Genomic DNA, 14,956 nt, shown 5'->3' with positions numbered 1-14,956 from the left:
TGCACCCTTCAGTCAACCCACCGAAATGTCCGCGTAACTTCCCCAGGCCGGTCGTCGAAGCGCTTCGACACTCTCAGAGGGATGATCATGCACCAACCCCCCTTCCGCGACCCAGCGGCCCCGCTTCGAGACCGGATCGACGACCTGATGAGCAGGCTCACGCTCGAGGAGAAGGTGGGCCTGCTGCACCAGTACCAGGCGCCGGTCGAGCGGCTGGGGCTGGGCGCGTTCCGCACGGGCACCGAGGCGCTGCACGGCCTGGCCTGGCTCGGCCCCGCCACCGTCTTCCCGCAGGCCATCGGGCTCGCCTCGACCTGGGACCGCGACCTCGTCCGCCGGGTCGGCGAGGCGACGGGTGACGAGGTCCTGGCCTTCCACCACAAGGATCCCGCCGGGGCGGGGCTCAACGTGTGGGCGCCCGTGGTGAACCCGCTGCGCGACCCGCGGTGGGGGCGGAACGAGGAGGGGTACTCCGAAGATCCGTGGCTGACCTCGGTCCTGGCCACCGCCTACGCCTCCGGGCTTCGTGGGAGCGCTCCCGAAATCCTGAAGACGGCCCCGACCCTCAAGCACTTCCTGGCCTACAACCACGAGACCGACCGCTGCACCACCTCCAGCAACCTGCCGCCGCGGGTGCTGCACGAGTACGAGCTGCCGGCCTTCCGCGGGCCCATCGAGTCGGGCGCGGCGGTGGCCGTGATGCCGTCGTACAACCTGGTCAACGGCCGCCCCGCGCACCTGAGCCCGCTGATCGCGCGGGCGCTGCGCGCCTGGGCGCCGGACGACCTGATGGTGGTCAGCGACGCGTACGCGCCGGGCAACCTCACCGCGCTGCAGGGCTACCACGACTCGCTGCCCGAGGCGTACGCGCACGCGGTCAAGGCGGGGCTCGACAGCTTCACCCAGGACGACGACCGCTCCGAGGCCACGCTCGGCCACCTGCGGGACGCGCTCGCGCAGGGCCTGCTGGCCGAGGAGGACGTCGACGCGGCCGTGCGGCACACGTTGTCGATCCGGTTCCGGCTGGGCGAGTTCGATCCGGCGACACCGTACGACGACATCAACGACGGCGTGGTCAACTGCCCCGAGCACCAGGCGCTGGCCAGGGAGGCGGCGCGGCGCTCGTTCGTGCTGCTGGAGAACGACGGCCTGCTCCCGCTCAGGGACGTGTCGCGGATCGCGGTGATCGGGCAGCTCGGCGACACGCTGATGGAGGACTGGTACAGCGGCACCCTCCCGTACGCCGTCACCGCCCGCGCCGGGCTGGACGAGAGGTGCGCGACCACGTTCTGCGAGGCCGTGGACCGGGTGACGCTGACCGCCGACGCGGGGCCCGTCACGGCCGACCCCGCCGGCGGGCCGCTGCGCGCGGGGGCCGCGGAGCCGGGGCTGTTCGACCTGTTCGACTGGGGCGGCGGGGCGTACGCGCTGCGTGCCGTGACCACCGGCCGGTTCGTGTCGGTGGACGGGACGACGCTGGTCAACGACCAGCCGGGGCCGAACGGGTGGGAGGTGCGCCAGACGTTCCGCATGGAGGAGCGCCCGCGCGGCACGCTCGCGCTGCGCCACATCTCGACCGGCTGCTACGTCGGCGTGGCCGAGGACGGCGTGCTGCTCCTGGTGGACGACGCCGACCAGGCCGCGTGGCTGGCCATGGACGTGGTCAGGAGCGGCACCGACGAGGCCGCCCGCCTGGCCGCCGAGGCCGACGTGGCGGTCGTGGTGGTCGGCGACCACCCGCTGGTGAACGGCCGCGAGACCGAGGACCGCATGACGCTGGCCCTGGCCCCCGCCCAGGACGCCGTGGTACGCGCCGTGCGCAAGGCGAACCCGCGTACCGTCATGGTCATCACCAGCGGCTACCCGCTCACCTGGACCGAGGGCGAGCTGCCCGCCGTGCTCTGGTCGGCGCACGGCGGCCAGGAGTACGGCCACGCCCTGGCGGAGGTGCTGTTCGGCGACGCCGACCCCGAGGGCCGCCTCACCCAGACGTGGTACCGCTCCGAGCAGGAGCTGCCCGACCTGCTCGACTACGACATCATCGCCTCCGACGCCACCTACCAGTACTTCCGCGGCGTGCCCCTGCACCCCTTCGGCCACGGCCTCAGCTACACCACGTTCGACTACGCGGACCTGCGCGTCCGCCTGGCGGGCGACGTGCTGGAGGCCGGGGTCACGGTGACGAACACGGGCCCGCGCCCCGGCGTCGAGGTCGTGCAGTTCTACACCCACCAGCAGCGCTCGCGGGTCAAGCAGCCGCTGCGCCGCCTGCGCGGGTTCGAGAAGGTGCGCCTGGAGCCGGGCGAGAGCCGTACCGTCGAGCTCCGCCTGCCCGTGGCGGACCTGGCGTTCTGGGACGTCACCAGGGGCAGGTTCGTGGTGGAGCGCGCGCCGCACCGGCTCATGGTCGGCCGCAGCGCCACCGACCTGCGGCTGAGCGCCTGCTTCGAGGTCGAGGGCGAGGTCGTCCCGCCCCAGTCGGGGCTGCTGCGCGCGGCCGGTCACGACGAGTACGACGCGATCACGTTCGTGGACGAGACCAGGCAGGACGGCGACGCGGTGCGCTCCGACGCCGAGGGCGCCTGGATCCTGTTCCGCCAGGTGGACCTGACGGGCGCGACGGCGTGCGTGGCCACGGCGGGCAGCACCGAGGGCGGCATGATCACCATCCGGCTCGGCGACCCGCTCTACGGCAGGCCGGTGGCCGCGTTCCCGGTTCCCAGGACCGAGCGGTACGGCTATCACGCCATCACGGCATCGCTCCAGGGCGTGGACGGGGTGCACGATCTGTACGTGGTGTTCGAGAACGAGGGCGTGACCCTGACCGGTGTCGACTTCGGAGCCGGGGCTTGAGCGGGCGCACGGTCACGATCGCGCAGGTGGCCAAGCACGCCGGCGTGGCCGTGAGCACGGTCTCGTACGTGCTCAGCGGCAAGCGGACGATCTCGGCCGACACCAGGCGGCGCGTGCTCGACAGCATCAGCGCGCTCGGCTACCACCCCAACGCCGGCGCCCGCGCCCTGGCCAGCAAGCGCTCGAACGTGATCGCGCTGGTGCTGCCGCTGCGCGCGGGCATGCACGTCCCCGTGCTGATGCGCTTCGCCAGCGCGGTCGTCACGGCCGCCCGCCGCTTTGACCACGACGTGCTGCTGCTGACCGCCGACGAGGGCACGCAGGGCATCCGCCGGGTGGCCGCGAGCGCGCTGGTGGACGCGCTGGTGCTGATGGACGTGGAGCTGGACGACCGCCGGGTGCCGCTGCTGCGCGAGCTGGCCGAGCCGAGCGTGCTCATCGGCTTCCCCGCCGAGCCGGCCGGGCTGACCTGCGTGGACCTCGACTTCGCCGCCGCGGGCGCGCGCTGCGTCGAGCACCTGGCCGAACGGGGGCACGAGGAGATCGCGCTGCTCGGGGCCGCTTCGGTGGTGTACGACCGGGGCACCGGCTTCGCCACCCGCACCCGGGAGGGGTTCGTGGAGGCGCTGGACGACCACGGGCTCAAGGGGGTCGCGCTGCCCTGCGAGGAGACGTTCGACGAGGTGTACGAGACCGTGCGCGACCTGCTGCTCGACCGCCCGGGGCTGTCCGGCCTCGTCGTGCACAACGAGGCCGCGGTGAGCCACGTGCTGGCCGCGCTGCGCCAGCTCGGCCGCCGGGTGCCGGACGACATGGCCGTGGTGGCGATCTGCCCCGACGACGTGGCCGAGCGGGCCGGCCCGCCGCTCACGTCCGTGCTGATCCCGGCCGAGGAGGTGGGCAGGGAAGCGGTCCGGCTGGTGATGGAGAAGCTGGAGGGTCGTACGGTGCCCGACTCCACTCTCCTGACACCCCTTCTGGCCGTCCGCGCCAGCACCTGAGCCAAACTCTCCGGCACCTCAAGATTACGGCTCGTCATCGACCGGCGCCTCAACGTATGTCAAATCTGTCGGGTTTTTAGCTCTATGTGGTTCCCTGTCCTTTTTCCCGGGCACGCTCGCTGGGGTAAGGGGGAAAACCACATGACATCTGTGCAACCGGCGGCAGCAGCCGGGCAAGTGGGCGGCCGAGGCGGCCCCACGGGCCTGGCCGATGTGATCGACTCGATCCTGGACAAGGGCCTCGTGATCGACGCCTACGTCCGGGTGTCGCTCGTCGGGATCGAGATCCTGACCATCGACGCCCGCGTCGTCGTGGCCAGCGTCGACACCTACCTGCGTTTCGCCGAGGCCGCCAACCGGCTCGACATGTCCAAGAGCGAGAAGGGCCTGCCCGACGTCCTCAAGGAGGCGAAGGGCGTCCCGAGCCAGGACACCACCAAGGACGTCATCCAGGGCGTGGTCGAGACGGCGGGCGACGCGCTGCAGGAGCTCACGCAGAAGCAGCGTGACCCCGCGGCCGAGGCCGAGAGCGCCGCGGACGAGCCGGAGATGACGGTGGAGCGCGAGTCCGGGCCGCCCAAGCGGAAGATCCGGCCGAAGCGAGAGGAAGGGTGAGCATGGGACGCTCGACGAAGGTCTCCGGAGCCTCCGTGCCCAAGCAGGGCACGCGCAAGAGCCAGAACCTGGGTTGCTACGTCTACGGCATCGTGCCCGCCGACACCCGGTTGGCCCCCGACCAGCAGGGGCTGGGCGACCCGGCAGGCAAGGTCAAGCTCGTCAAGCACGGCGAGATCGCCGCCGTCGTGAGCGACGTCAACGTGGAGGAGCCCCTGGGCCGGCCCGGCGACTTCCTGGCGCACGAAGGGGTGCTCGACACCGTGGTGGCCAGGGGACCGGTGCTTCCCTTCCGGTTCGGCGCGGTGCTCACCAACACCGACGCCGTGGTGCAGGAGCTGCTGGAGCCGCACCACGACGACTTCCACGCCGCCCTCGGCGAGCTCAGGGGCATGGCCGAGTACGTCGTCAAGGGCCGCTACGCCGAGCGGGCCGTGCTCACCGAGATTCTCGCCGAGAGCCCGGAGGCGCAGAGCCTGCGCGAGACCCTCAGGGGCCGGCCGGAGGACGCCACGAGGAACGAGCGCATCAGGCTCGGCGAGATCATCACGGCCTCGATCGAGGCCAAGCGCGACATGGACACCCGCATGCTGCTCGACGGCCTGTCCGGGCACTACGCCCAGGCGTCGCTGCGGGAGCCGACCCACGAGTGGGACGCCGTGCACGTGGCCCTGCTCGCCAAGGTCGAGGACCAGAAGGGCCTGGAACGGGCGTTGCAGGAGTTCGGCGAGCGCTGGACGGACCGCGTGGACCTGCGGTTGCTCGGCCCGATGGCGCCGTACGACTTCGTCATCGCTCAGGCGTAGGGAGGTGAGCACTCGTGGGCCTGGTGAGCAGCATTTTCACCTGGCCGCTGGCACCGGTGCGCGGTCTGATGCGGCTGGGCGAGCTGATCCAGGAGCAGATCGACCGAGAGCTTCGAAACCCCGCCGCCGTGCGGAGGCGGCTGGAGGAGATCGAGGCGGCCAGACAGGCCGGGACGATCACCGAAGAGGAAGAACGCGAAGCGGTCGAGAGCATTCTGCGTCAGGCGACAGGAAGGTGAGCATGGCCACCAGGGAAGAGACCGCCACGGAGGAGCTGAACGCCGTGACGGCCGGTGGGGTCGGCCTGCGGCACATCGCCGACCTCACCGAGAAGGAGGTCGAGGGCATCACCTCGGTGCAACCGGCCGAAGAAGGCTGGCTGGTCAACGTCGAGATCGTCGAGGACCGGCGTATCCCCTCGTCTGGCGACATTCTCGCCATTTACCAGGCTCAGATCGATGAGGAGGGAAGATTGCTGTCCTATCGAAGACTACGACGATATAAGCGGTCGAACGCTGACTCGGGCGAGGCGTTGTGAGATGGACAGAATCTCACCGTCCGGTCCAGTGGTCCGCCCCACGTACGGCGCGGGCCCCGCGAACCGGGAGCCGGCCAACCTCGGGGACATCCTGGAGCGCGTGCTCGACCGCGGCGTGGTGATCGCCGGGGACATCCGGGTGAACCTGCTGGACATCGAGCTGCTCACGATCAAACTACGGCTCCTGATCGCCTCCGTCGACACGGCCAGGGAACTGGGCATCGACTGGTGGGAGCACGACCCTTACCTGTCGGGGCGGGACCGGGAGCTGGTGGCGGAGAACCGCCGCCTGCGCCGCCGCCTGGCCGCCGTCGAGGGCCGGGGGGAAGCCGATGCCTGACCTGACGTACCTGTACGCGGTCGCCCGCGAGCCGCTGCCCTGCCCTCCGGGCGTGGCCGGCGCCCCCGTGCGGACCGTCACCTCCTCCGGGCTGGTGGCGTACGTGAGCTCGGTGCCGCTCGAGCAGTTCGGCGAGGAGCCGCTGCGGCGCTCGCTGGAGGACCTGGACTGGCTGGCGGAGACGGCCCGCGCGCACCACCGCGTCGTGGACGCCGTGGCGGCGGCCACGACGACGGCACCGGTCAGGCTCGTCACGGTGTACGGCGACGACGCCCAGGTGGCGGAGCTGCTGGAGCGGCGCGCGGCCGCCTTCGCCGAGGTGCTCGCGCACGTCACGGGGCGCCGCGAGTGGGGTGTCAAGGCGTACTCGAGCCCGCAGGAGGAGCCGGTGAACGCCGGTGAGAGGCACGGCGGCGGCCGGACGTGCGAGGGCGACAGGCAGGCCGCTCGGCCGGGGACCGCGTACCTGCAGCACCGCAGGGCCACCCTGCGCGGGCGCGAGCAGGCCCGCAGGCAGGCGCTGCAGCGTGCCGACCACATCCACCGGGCGCTGACGGCGCTCGCCGCCGCCGGGCACCGGCACCGCGCCCAGGACCCGCGCCTGTCGGGCCGCGACGACGTGATGCTGCTGAACGGCGCCTACCTGGTGGACGAGGCCAGGGAGGAGGAGTTCGCCGCGCGGGCCGGCGAGCTCGGCGGCGACGGGGTGGAGATCAGGCTGACCGGCCCCTGGGCACCGTACTCGTTCACGGTCATGGAGCCGGCATGAGACGCGACGTGGTCGCCTGCGAGCAGCTGCCGCCCGAGCGCGTGGCCCTCGTGGACCTCCTGGACCGGCTGCTGGCAGGTGGCGTCGTGGTGACCGGCGACCTGGTGCTGTCGATCGCCGACATCGACCTCGTGCACATCTCGCTGCGCACCCTGCTCGTGTCGGCCGACGAGCTCGAAGGGAGCCTGTAGATGGACACGCCGCGCTGGCGCGTCACCGCCGACCCCGACACGGTCGAGCGCGACCTGAGCCGCCTCGTCCTCACGCTCGTCGAGCTGGTACGGCAGCTCGTGGAGCGCCAGTGCGTGCGCCGGATGGAGCAGGGCAACCTGACGGACGAGCAGATCGAGGTGCTCGGCGTCACCCTGATGCGGCTGGAGGGGGCGATGGCCGACCTGTGCGAGCGGTTCGACCTCGCCCCCGAGGACCTCAACCTCGACCTCGGCCCGCTGGGGACGCTCCTGCCCACGCAGTGACCCCCACGGGCACGCCCGCCTCCACGGCCGCGATGACGGGTGCGGCCGAATCCGGCCCCGGAGCGCCGTACAGCTCGATGAGCTGCAGCTCACCGGCCATCTTCCCGGCCACCGCGGCCGCCGACGCCTCGTCGGGCACCGCCACGAGCGTCGTGCTGCCCGTGTCCCTTTCCCGCACGACCCGGTTCACCTCGGGGTCGGCCCCTTCGTGCACGATGAGGAACGCCTCCGACAGCGTCTCCCCGGCCTCGAAGCGTTCCTTGTACGACGCCACGCCCGGCAGCGACTCGAACCCGTAGTAGATCGCGCCGACCTCCGCCTGCCCGCCCGCGGCCTGCCGCGCCCGCGCGTGCCACACCGCGCCGAACCCGCCGCACAGCTCGATGCGATCGACCCCCTTGCCGATCAGCTCCGTCACCAGCTGCACCAGCTGGGCCGGCTCGGCCACGGCACGCACTCGCGTGCGCCCGTGGTGGTTCTCCACTGACAGGACGTCGGCCTGGGGATCTGCCCCGGCCTCCTCGTAGATGATCACTCTGTTCTTCGTCATGTCCTCCAGAGTGCTACCTCGACCTTACTTGAGGTCAAGTGTTCCGGGCGGCGGGTGGGCGGCCGGCTCCGGCGAGAACTCGAAATCCGCGTCCGGGTGAAAGAGGGTGACAAGACAGCAGAAACGGAGCTCTGAGCTTGGTGCCGGACACAGAGGTTGACGACGCGGAGGTGATCAGGCGTGCCCGGAGCGACCCCGCGGCCTTCTCGGCGCTGTTCGACCGGCACGCCCCCGCCCTCCACCGGTACGCGACGCGGCGGCTGGGGGACGAGCTGGCCGACGACGTGGTGGCCGAGACGTTCCTGGCCGCGTTCCGGCGGCTGGGCCGCTACGACACCGCACACCGCGACGCCAGGCCCTGGCTGTACGGCATCGCCGCCAATCTCATCGGCAAGCACCGCCGGGCCGAGGTGCGGGCGTACCGGGCGCTGGCCAGGACCGGGGTGGACGAGGTCGCCGAGGGCTACACCGACCGCGTGGAGGCCCGCGTGTCGGCCGGGGCCGCGCAGCGCGAGCTGGCCGCGGCGCTGGCGCGGCTGTCGCCGGAGGATCGCGAGGTGCTGCTGATGATCGCCTGGGCCGACCTGTCCTACGAGGAGGTGGCCACGGCGCTGGGGATCCCGGTCGGAACCGTGCGCTCGCGGCTGCACCGGGCCAGGAAGAAGACCCGGGCGGCGCTGGGCGGCGTCGATCCGACCGCCGTTGCTGACGAGGTGGCCGACGAGGGAGGGGCTGGGCGTGGACGATGACCTGATGCTGCTGAGGGAGCTGCGCGCCGACGCCCCCGAGCCCGGCGCCGAACGCCTGCGCTCGCTGCGCACCCGCGTCCTGGAGCCGCGCGAACGGGGGGCGCGACCGGGGAGGCGGCGGCGGTTCTGGCTGGCGCCCTCCGTGCTGGCGGTCACGACCGCCGTCGCCGCGGTGCTCGTCGTCCTCACCGCCACCGGGGACCGCGTGCCCAGGGCCGTCACCGCCGTGCGGACCACGCCGATCGACACCCCGCGGGCCGTGCTGCTGAAGGCCGCCCTGATGGCCGAGCGGCGGCAGGCGAGCGGCACGCCGCGCGACGACCAGTGGATGTACCGGATGGTCACGGTCCAGCAGCCCGGCGACGCCCGCCGTACGGTGCAGGAGTACTGGACCCGCTACGACGGCACCGAGCAGGCCTTCCGCGAGGACGAGGGCCCGATGGAGCGGCGCCGGATCGAGCCCGACCCGGACGACGACGACCTGACGCCGAAGCAGTACGCCGCCAAGCTGGCCGCCCTGCCCACCGATCCCGGCAAGCTGCTGGCCCACGTGCGGGCGGACCGGCACTGGCAGACCAGGCCCGCGGAGAAGGGCGCGGAACGCCCGGATGCGCTGGCGTTCCGCGTGCTGTCGGTCTACCTCGAACAGCAGGTGCCCATGCCGCCCGAGCTGGAGGCGGCGATCTACCGCGCACTCGCCGAGATCCCGGGCATCCGGATGGACCACGGCGTGCCGGACGCGGTGGGCCGGCAGGGCCTCGGCATCGCCTACGACCTCGACGCCCAGCGCGACGCGGAGGGCCGGCTCGTCTCCCGCTCGTACCTGGTGCTCGACCCCACCACCTTCGAGTTGCTCGGCAGGCGCGTGGAGAACCTCCAGGACGACGTGCTCGGCGGCGAGGTGCTGGCCGGCAAGGGCACCTACTACGCGACCGCCGAGCTGGCCTCGGGGGTCGTGGACCGGCCCGGCCTCACCCCCTGAGGGGCGCCTGCGGACGTCACGCGCGGGTCATCTCGACGGTGATGGCCCAGCGCTCGTGATCCCGCCAGGCGCCGTCGATGAACTGGAAGTTCGGCGAGTACCCCTCGCGCTGGAAGCCGACGCGCTTGATCAGGTTGAGGGAGGGGCCGTTGTCGGGCTGGATGTTGGCCTCCAGGCGGTGCAGCTCCATCTCGCCGAACGCGTGCCCGACCAGCAGCCCGAGGCCCTCCGTCATGTACCCGCGGCCGGTGGTGGTGGCGTAGGCGGAGTAGCCGATGGTCGCGCTCTGCTGGGTGCCGCGGATGATGTTGTTGACGTTGACCCGGCCCACGATCGCGCCGGTGTCACGCAGGCAGATCAGGAAACCTTCGTGCAGCGGCCCGTCGAATCTGGCCATGTACCGCTCGAAGTCCACGTACGTGACGATGGGGCCGCCGGGCATCCACCGGGCGAGCATCTGCGCGCTCTCCTCGTGCAGGACCGCGAGCTCCTCGAAGTCCCGCAGGCTGACGTAGCGGATGGCCACTCTGGGCCCTTCGGCAAGGTAGATCACACCAGCCATTCTGGTGGCACGGCTCACCGGCCGAGCAGGGCCGCGGCGCCTCCGGTCGAGTGCGGGCGCAGAGCTGGCCCGTGGCTGCCGATGAGCCTCCTGCTCCGCCCTGGCCGGCGCCTTCTGCCACCCATGCTTCGGACCATATTGACTAGATGTATCTCTAATGAAAGAGTGCAGATCTAGCCAACATCCCGCAGCGAAAGGGGCTCACGGTGTCCCTGGCTCTCACCGTGCTCAGGGCGGCCGGGCTGGCGATGGTCGGCCTGTACGCGGGCGGCGTCCTCTTCGTGGTGATCGCCCCATCCGTCACTCGGCTCCCCGGCCCCGCGTACGTCAGGTACTGGCAGGCCCTCAACGCCGACCACGGCCGGACCATGCCCCCGCTGCTCCTGGCCACCGTCGCGGTCCTGCTCGTCGCGGCCGTCATCTCCTGGCGTCACGGCAGGCTCGTCTTCGGCCTCGGCGTGGCCGCCCTGATCCTGGTCGCCCTCACGATCGTGCTCACGGTGGCCGCCCTGGAACCGCTCAACCAGCTCGCCAACACCTGGGTCGCCGACCGGCTACCGGTCGGCTGGCACGAGAGCCGCCGGCAATGGTCCCACCTGCACCTCGTACGGACGGCGCTCGCCCTCGCGGCGTTCGGCTGCCTGATCACCGCCCAGGTCATCGACCGATCGCACCCCTGAAACCGAGAGGAAGCTCCATGACGCTCCACGCCTTACTGACGACGCTGGTGCTGCTCAGTCCCCAAGCCGCCGTGGCCGAGCCCGAGTTCGCGGGCACCTGTACGGTCGTCGGCCAGGAACTCCGTTACACGGCCGAGCCCGGCGTGGACAACGAGCTCACGATCACCAGGAGCAAGTACAACCTCTACCTCCACGACGGCGCCGGCCCGATCAAGGGGTGCACCCCGGACGCCGAACCGGGCGACGTCATGTCGTTCGCCGTGTTGAAGCGCGTCAAGATCACCGTCGGTGACGGGGACGACCGCGTCGACATGAAGGCCCCCGACCAGGTCATCCTCCAGGGTGGCGACGGTGACGACGTGCTGCGCGCAGGCACGAACGAGGATCTGCTGATCGGTGGCGACGGCGACGACGACCTGCGCGGCGGCGACGGCAAGGACGAACTCAACGGCGGCAAGGGCGACGACGAGCTCAACGGCGGCAAGGGGAACGACGAGCTCAACGGCGGCAAGGGCGAGGACGGCCTCGAAGGCGGAGCCGACACCGACACCTGCGACGGCGGCCCTGGCACCGACAGCGTGGAGAACTGCGAGTAGGCGCACCGCCCCGCCCAGCGGTACGGGCCCTGAACGCCAAGGCTGCAGACCCCGGCACCCGGCCATATCCAACAAGTCAGAAATCTGGACGGCGCTCCGGCCTCGCGTCAATCATTTGCTGGAAAGCCGCCCCCTTCCCAGAAGTCCGGCAGCATGAGAGGCATGCTCATCGTCATCGGCGGCCTTCCGGGCACGGGCAAGACGACGCTGTCCCGCCTCCTCGCCAAGCACCTGGCCGGCGCGGTCCACGTCCGCATCGACACCATCGAACAGGCGATCGTCCGCTCGGGCCTGGCCCGCCACCCCCTCGGCCCGGCCGGATACACCGTCGGCTACGCCCTTGCCGAGGACCACCTCCGCCAGGGCCTCACGGTGATCGCGGAGTCGGTGAACCCGCTGCCGATCACCCGCGACGCCTGGCGCGAGGTGGGGGCCCGGGCCGGGGTGCCGGTCGCCGAGGTGGAGGTGACCTGCTCCGACCAGGACGAGCACCGGCACCGCGTGACTTCACGCACCACCGACATCCCGGACCTTCGGCTGCCGGGGTGGGGAGAGGTGGTGGAGCGCGAGTACGAGCCGTGGGACCGCGACCACATCACCCTCGACACCGCGGGCCGGACCCCGCAGGCGTCGCTCGAAACTCTCCTGGCTCAGCTGGGACCGATGAGTACCAGTGCCGGAGTGGCTGTCCCGAGGAACACGGGAGACGGTGGCCGGAAGGGGTGACGCGTCCGCCGGTAGCGTCGGAGAGAGGCGATCTTCTGGTCAATTCCGTTCTGGAATCATGGTGCGCGATGACCGAGCAGAAGAAGCGCCGCCCCTACTCCAGCGCGCTGCGGCAGGAGCAGGCCGAAGCCACGCGGCAGAAGATCGCGAGCGCGGCGCGGGAATTGATGATCAGGAAGGGTTACGCCGACACGACCATGGCCGAGGTCGCTCGCGAGGCCGGGGTGGCGCTCCAGACGCTGTACACGTCCTCACCCGGCGGCAAGCCCGCCCTGGCCAAGCTCGTCTACGACATCACGCTGGCCGGCGATGCCCGGCCCTTGCCGCAGGGCGACCGCCCCGAGGTCCAGGCGATCATCGACGAACCCGATCCCGCACGCAAGCTGGCCCTTTACGCCGCCATGGCCACCGGGATCCTCTGGCGCATCCAGCCCGTGCACCGCGTTCTGCGCGCGGCCGCCGCCGCCTCTCCGGCCGACGCGGGGCTCCAGGAGGTCCTGGCCGACATCGAACGCGAGAGGCTGAAGGGCGGCCACGGACCGGCCCACCACCTGCACGCGCTCGGGGCCCTGCGGGCGGGCCTCACCCCGGCCAGAGCGGCCGAGCAGATCTACGTCCTCACCTCGACGGAGAACTTCGAGAAGCTGACCGAGGTCTGCGGGTGGACCGAGACCGAGTACGAGGAATGGCTCGCCTGGATCCTCGCGGCCACCCTCCTTCAGGCCTGACCACCCGGACGCGGCCGCGCCGCACGTCTATCATCACGGTGTGTCCATTCTCGATCACGCCATGCGACGAGCCCGGGCGGCCACGGCCACGGTCCTCGCCACCACCGCCGTCGTCGTTGCCACCGGCTCCCCGGCCGTGGCCGACTGCGTCACCAGGTCCGACTACGAGGAGTACCCCGCGTCGGGGCAGGGCGGAGGCGGTCTCTACCCCGAGGGATACGTCGACCACGCCGGATACAAGTGCGTCGACGGCGCGTGGGTGCACGAACGCCGGGCCGAGGTCGACAGGGACCTGGGAGGAAGCTTCCACGGCTAGCGCACGCTGCCGGGACTGGGCGGGCCGGGCCGGGCCGGCAAGCTGCCCGGCCTGGCCTGCGAGCTTCGGCGACCTCACGTTCCTCCCGGTCGGCACGCCGCACGGCAAGCGAAGAGCCTCAGATCACGAAGGGATCTGAGGCTCTGCCTTGCCGATTGCGGAACCCGGTCAGGACGCCGGGAGGCCCGCGGCTGTCACCAGTCGCCGCCGCCGAAGTCTCCGCCGCCGAAGTCGCCTCCGCCGCCGAAGTCGCCCCAGCCGGCGTCTCCGCCGCCCATGTCCCCGGCGCCCGCGTCGGAGTAGCCCTCGGCGTAGCCGGCGCCGTAGCCGCCGTAACCGAAGCCGCCGCTGAGCATGCTGCCCATCATGGTGCCGATGAACATGCCGGTCATGATGTCGCCGAAGCCGCCGTAGTAGCCGTACGCGTACGGCTGGTACGCCGGGCCCGCGTCGTAGTACGGCCTGCGCTGGCCGTCGACCATGACCTCGCGCATCTGCGGGTCGAAGCCGCGCTCCACGGCCTCCGCGTCCATCCGGCAGGCGGGCACGTCGCGCACCGCGCCGCCGGGCGGGGCCCAGCGCACGTCGCGGGCGGACGGGCCGTGCTGCGGGTTGAAGAAGCAGGGGGCGCGGCGCTCGGGCACCGGCTCGTTGTTGACCTTGGCCTTCACCACGGCCAGCGCGTAGCGGCCGTCCTCGAGGGTCTGGGTGACCTCGCGGACCTGGTCGGGCCGCTGGACCGTGTTGAGCTGGGTCTTGGCCTTCTCGTAGGAGTCGAGCGCCGTCTGCCACTCGTCGATGTGCGCGCCGCCCTGGCCGGCCAGCGTGACGTCGGTGTCGAGGGCGGTGATCTCCTCGCCGAGCTTGGTGACGTCCTCCTCGACGGTCTGCTTGACCGCGGCGAGGTCCTTGGCCTCCTGGATGGCGCGCTTCTTCTTCTTGTTGCTGGAGTAGAGGAAGTAGCCGCCACCGCCGACCAGCGCCAGCGCGCCCAGGCCGATCAGGGCGGCGGTGCCGCCGGCACCCGGGTTGGCCTGGCTGCCGGAGGACAGGGCCGAACGGTCGCCCTTGGCGGCCATGTCCACGCGGTTGGCGAAGTCCTTCATGCCGGCCACGATGTCGCCCGAGTTGGCGGTGACCGAGAGGTCGGACAGCCGGGCTGCCAGACCCTGCTGCTTCAGGGCGCTCGAGGCGGCGAACATCGTCTGGCCGTCGAGCACGACGAACGTCGCGCTGGGGCGGCCGGCGGCGCTCAGCGCGGTGTTGAGCTGGGACATGTAGGGCGCAACGGTGGTGCCGTCCACCGTGCCGTCAGGCAGCGCAACGGCGTAGATCTTGGTGTCGGCGCCCTTGAGCGCGTCATTGATCTCGCTCTGCTGGTCAGACGACAACGAGGAGCCGGACACCGCGTAGAGCGGGTCCTTCTTCCAGTTGGACACCACGGAGTTCGCGTCCGGAGGGGCCGCCGCGTTGGCGGCAGGGGACAGCGCAAGAACGACGATGAGACCGGCGATCAGAGCCGCGATCGCGGCCCCTGCTCGGCGCAGCGAGTGGGTCATTGGCAGCAAGCCTCCTTCGCCCTTGAGGACGAATGGGCGGTCGGCAAAGTTCCTCAATGGGCACGCTACCCGTCCGGGGACATGCAGGCGCACATCGTGGCCGAAGTGCC

20 protein-coding genes are annotated in these 14,956 nt (G+C 71.4%); 17 read left to right on the top strand and 3 right to left on the bottom strand.

The features are described 5' to 3' along the window. The first annotated feature begins 81 nt into the window (after window positions 1-81). The 10 genes from ACBJ32_RS22600 to ACBJ32_RS22555 all read left to right on the top strand — a co-directional run bounded on the left by ACBJ32_RS22600 (window position 82) and on the right by ACBJ32_RS22555 (window position 7,398). Entirely contained in the window at window positions 82-2,853 is a 2,772-nt protein-coding gene (locus ACBJ32_RS22600; RefSeq protein ID WP_375128366.1) for a glycoside hydrolase family 3 C-terminal domain-containing protein, read from the top strand. After that, window positions 2,850-3,854 (top strand): LacI family DNA-binding transcriptional regulator, encoded by a 1,005-nt coding sequence (locus ACBJ32_RS22595; protein ID WP_357886662.1) that lies wholly within the window; start codon window positions 2,850-2,852, stop codon window positions 3,852-3,854. The genes ACBJ32_RS22600 and ACBJ32_RS22595 overlap by 4 nt, the downstream gene beginning before the upstream one ends. Before the next feature lie 141 nt (window positions 3,855-3,995). Then, window positions 3,996-4,469, top strand: coding sequence for a gas vesicle protein GvpJ (gene gvpJ, locus ACBJ32_RS22590; protein WP_375128365.1), 474 nt, complete (start codon window positions 3,996-3,998; stop codon window positions 4,467-4,469). A gap of 2 nt (window positions 4,470-4,471) precedes the next feature. Continuing rightward, window positions 4,472-5,275 carry a GvpL/GvpF family gas vesicle protein gene (locus ACBJ32_RS22585; RefSeq protein WP_375128364.1) on the top strand — a complete coding sequence of 268 codons (804 nt, stop codon included), beginning with the start codon at window positions 4,472-4,474 and terminating at the stop codon, window positions 5,273-5,275. A gap of 14 nt (window positions 5,276-5,289) precedes the next feature. After that, window positions 5,290-5,514, top strand: a complete 225-nt coding sequence (locus ACBJ32_RS22580; RefSeq protein ID WP_375128363.1) for a gas vesicle protein GvpG — start codon at window positions 5,290-5,292, stop codon at window positions 5,512-5,514. 2 nt (window positions 5,515-5,516) lie between these two features. Continuing rightward, on the top strand, window positions 5,517-5,813 hold the full coding sequence (gene gvpO / locus ACBJ32_RS22575) for a gas vesicle protein GvpO (protein WP_357886650.1): 297 nt from the start codon (window positions 5,517-5,519) through the stop codon (window positions 5,811-5,813). 1 nt (window position 5,814) lies between these two features. Further along, on the top strand, window positions 5,815-6,153 hold the full coding sequence (locus tag ACBJ32_RS22570; RefSeq protein ID WP_357886647.1) for a gas vesicle protein: 339 nt from the start codon (window positions 5,815-5,817) through the stop codon (window positions 6,151-6,153). Then, the gene (locus ACBJ32_RS22565) at window positions 6,146-6,922 is read left to right on the top strand and encodes a GvpL/GvpF family gas vesicle protein (protein WP_375128362.1); all 777 of its coding nucleotides are present in this window, start codon (window positions 6,146-6,148) and stop codon (window positions 6,920-6,922) included. Before ACBJ32_RS22570 ends, ACBJ32_RS22565 begins: the two co-directional genes overlap by 8 nt. Beyond that, window positions 6,919-7,113, top strand: a complete 195-nt coding sequence (locus ACBJ32_RS22560) for a gas vesicle protein (RefSeq protein ID WP_357886642.1) — start codon at window positions 6,919-6,921, stop codon at window positions 7,111-7,113. Before ACBJ32_RS22565 ends, ACBJ32_RS22560 begins: the two co-directional genes overlap by 4 nt. After that, window positions 7,114-7,398 (top strand): gas vesicle protein K, encoded by a 285-nt coding sequence (locus ACBJ32_RS22555; protein ID WP_375128361.1) that lies wholly within the window; start codon window positions 7,114-7,116, stop codon window positions 7,396-7,398. On the opposite strand, the gene ACBJ32_RS22550 is transcribed toward ACBJ32_RS22555, so the two are convergent. Next, window positions 7,352-7,948: a DUF6506 family protein gene (locus ACBJ32_RS22550; protein WP_375128360.1), complete on the bottom strand. Its 597-nt coding sequence runs from the start codon at window positions 7,946-7,948 to the stop codon at window positions 7,352-7,354. The genes ACBJ32_RS22555 and ACBJ32_RS22550 overlap by 47 nt on opposite strands. Window positions 7,949-8,088: 140 nt before the next feature. Between ACBJ32_RS22550 and ACBJ32_RS22545 the strand changes: the two genes are divergently transcribed. Both ACBJ32_RS22545 and ACBJ32_RS22540 read left to right on the top strand, forming a co-directional pair. Continuing rightward, window positions 8,089-8,697: an RNA polymerase sigma factor gene (locus tag ACBJ32_RS22545; RefSeq protein ID WP_375128359.1), complete on the top strand. Its 609-nt coding sequence runs from the start codon at window positions 8,089-8,091 to the stop codon at window positions 8,695-8,697. Continuing rightward, window positions 8,687-9,679, top strand: coding sequence for a CU044_5270 family protein (locus ACBJ32_RS22540; RefSeq protein WP_375128358.1), 993 nt, complete (start codon window positions 8,687-8,689; stop codon window positions 9,677-9,679). The genes ACBJ32_RS22545 and ACBJ32_RS22540 overlap by 11 nt, the downstream gene beginning before the upstream one ends. Window positions 9,680-9,695: 16 nt before the next feature. Here the strand turns inward: ACBJ32_RS22540 and ACBJ32_RS22535 are convergent, their stop codons facing one another. Further along, window positions 9,696-10,232, bottom strand: coding sequence for a GNAT family N-acetyltransferase (locus ACBJ32_RS22535; RefSeq protein ID WP_375128357.1), 537 nt, complete (start codon window positions 10,230-10,232; stop codon window positions 9,696-9,698). 215 nt (window positions 10,233-10,447) lie between these two features. Between ACBJ32_RS22535 and ACBJ32_RS22530 the strand changes: the two genes are divergently transcribed. The 5 genes from ACBJ32_RS22530 (at window position 10,448) to ACBJ32_RS22510 (ending at window position 13,287) form a co-directional block, all read left to right on the top strand. Continuing rightward, on the top strand, window positions 10,448-10,921 hold the full coding sequence (locus ACBJ32_RS22530) for a DUF1772 domain-containing protein (protein WP_375128356.1): 474 nt from the start codon (window positions 10,448-10,450) through the stop codon (window positions 10,919-10,921). A 17-nt stretch (window positions 10,922-10,938) separates the two neighbouring features. Then, the gene (locus ACBJ32_RS22525; RefSeq protein WP_375128355.1) at window positions 10,939-11,517 is read left to right on the top strand and encodes a calcium-binding protein; all 579 of its coding nucleotides are present in this window, start codon (window positions 10,939-10,941) and stop codon (window positions 11,515-11,517) included. A 162-nt stretch (window positions 11,518-11,679) separates the two neighbouring features. Beyond that, the gene (locus tag ACBJ32_RS22520) at window positions 11,680-12,243 is read left to right on the top strand and encodes an AAA family ATPase (RefSeq protein ID WP_375128354.1); all 564 of its coding nucleotides are present in this window, start codon (window positions 11,680-11,682) and stop codon (window positions 12,241-12,243) included. Between the two features lie 68 nt (window positions 12,244-12,311). Beyond that, window positions 12,312-12,971, top strand: coding sequence for a TetR/AcrR family transcriptional regulator (locus ACBJ32_RS22515; protein ID WP_375128353.1), 660 nt, complete (start codon window positions 12,312-12,314; stop codon window positions 12,969-12,971). Between the two features lie 40 nt (window positions 12,972-13,011). After that, window positions 13,012-13,287, top strand: a complete 276-nt coding sequence (locus ACBJ32_RS22510; protein ID WP_375128352.1) for a hypothetical protein — start codon at window positions 13,012-13,014, stop codon at window positions 13,285-13,287. 194 nt (window positions 13,288-13,481) lie between these two features. Here the strand turns inward: ACBJ32_RS22510 and ACBJ32_RS22505 are convergent, their stop codons facing one another. After that, window positions 13,482-14,846: a hypothetical protein gene (locus ACBJ32_RS22505; protein ID WP_375128351.1), complete on the bottom strand. Its 1,365-nt coding sequence runs from the start codon at window positions 14,844-14,846 to the stop codon at window positions 13,482-13,484. Window positions 14,847-14,956 lie beyond the last annotated feature (110 nt).

This window comes from Nonomuraea sp. GTA35 (assembly GCF_041950525.1).
Lineage (GTDB): Bacteria > Actinomycetota > Actinomycetes > Streptosporangiales > Streptosporangiaceae > Nonomuraea.
Note: the sequence above shows the minus strand (reverse complement) of the source record. Positions and strands in the feature narration are given on the sequence as shown.

Coding starts and splice junctions, on each gene's coding strand:
- ACBJ32_RS22525 (WP_375128355.1), top strand. CDS start 10,939: ATGACGCTCCACGCCTTACTGACGACGCTGGTGCTGCTCAGTCCCCAA.
- ACBJ32_RS22600 (WP_375128366.1), top strand. CDS start 82: ATGATCATGCACCAACCCCCCTTCCGCGACCCAGCGGCCCCGCTTCGA.
- ACBJ32_RS22555 (WP_375128361.1), top strand. CDS start 7,114: ATGGACACGCCGCGCTGGCGCGTCACCGCCGACCCCGACACGGTCGAG.
- gvpO (WP_357886650.1), top strand. CDS start 5,517: ATGGCCACCAGGGAAGAGACCGCCACGGAGGAGCTGAACGCCGTGACG.
- ACBJ32_RS22505 (WP_375128351.1), bottom strand. CDS start 14,846: ATGACCCACTCGCTGCGCCGAGCAGGGGCCGCGATCGCGGCTCTGATC.
- ACBJ32_RS22515 (WP_375128353.1), top strand. CDS start 12,312: ATGACCGAGCAGAAGAAGCGCCGCCCCTACTCCAGCGCGCTGCGGCAG.
- ACBJ32_RS22565 (WP_375128362.1), top strand. CDS start 6,146: ATGCCTGACCTGACGTACCTGTACGCGGTCGCCCGCGAGCCGCTGCCC.
- ACBJ32_RS22560 (WP_357886642.1), top strand. CDS start 6,919: ATGAGACGCGACGTGGTCGCCTGCGAGCAGCTGCCGCCCGAGCGCGTG.
- gvpJ (WP_375128365.1), top strand. CDS start 3,996: ATGACATCTGTGCAACCGGCGGCAGCAGCCGGGCAAGTGGGCGGCCGA.
- ACBJ32_RS22585 (WP_375128364.1), top strand. CDS start 4,472: ATGGGACGCTCGACGAAGGTCTCCGGAGCCTCCGTGCCCAAGCAGGGC.
- ACBJ32_RS22550 (WP_375128360.1), bottom strand. CDS start 7,948: ATGACGAAGAACAGAGTGATCATCTACGAGGAGGCCGGGGCAGATCCC.
- ACBJ32_RS22570 (WP_357886647.1), top strand. CDS start 5,815: ATGGACAGAATCTCACCGTCCGGTCCAGTGGTCCGCCCCACGTACGGC.
- ACBJ32_RS22520 (WP_375128354.1), top strand. CDS start 11,680: ATGCTCATCGTCATCGGCGGCCTTCCGGGCACGGGCAAGACGACGCTG.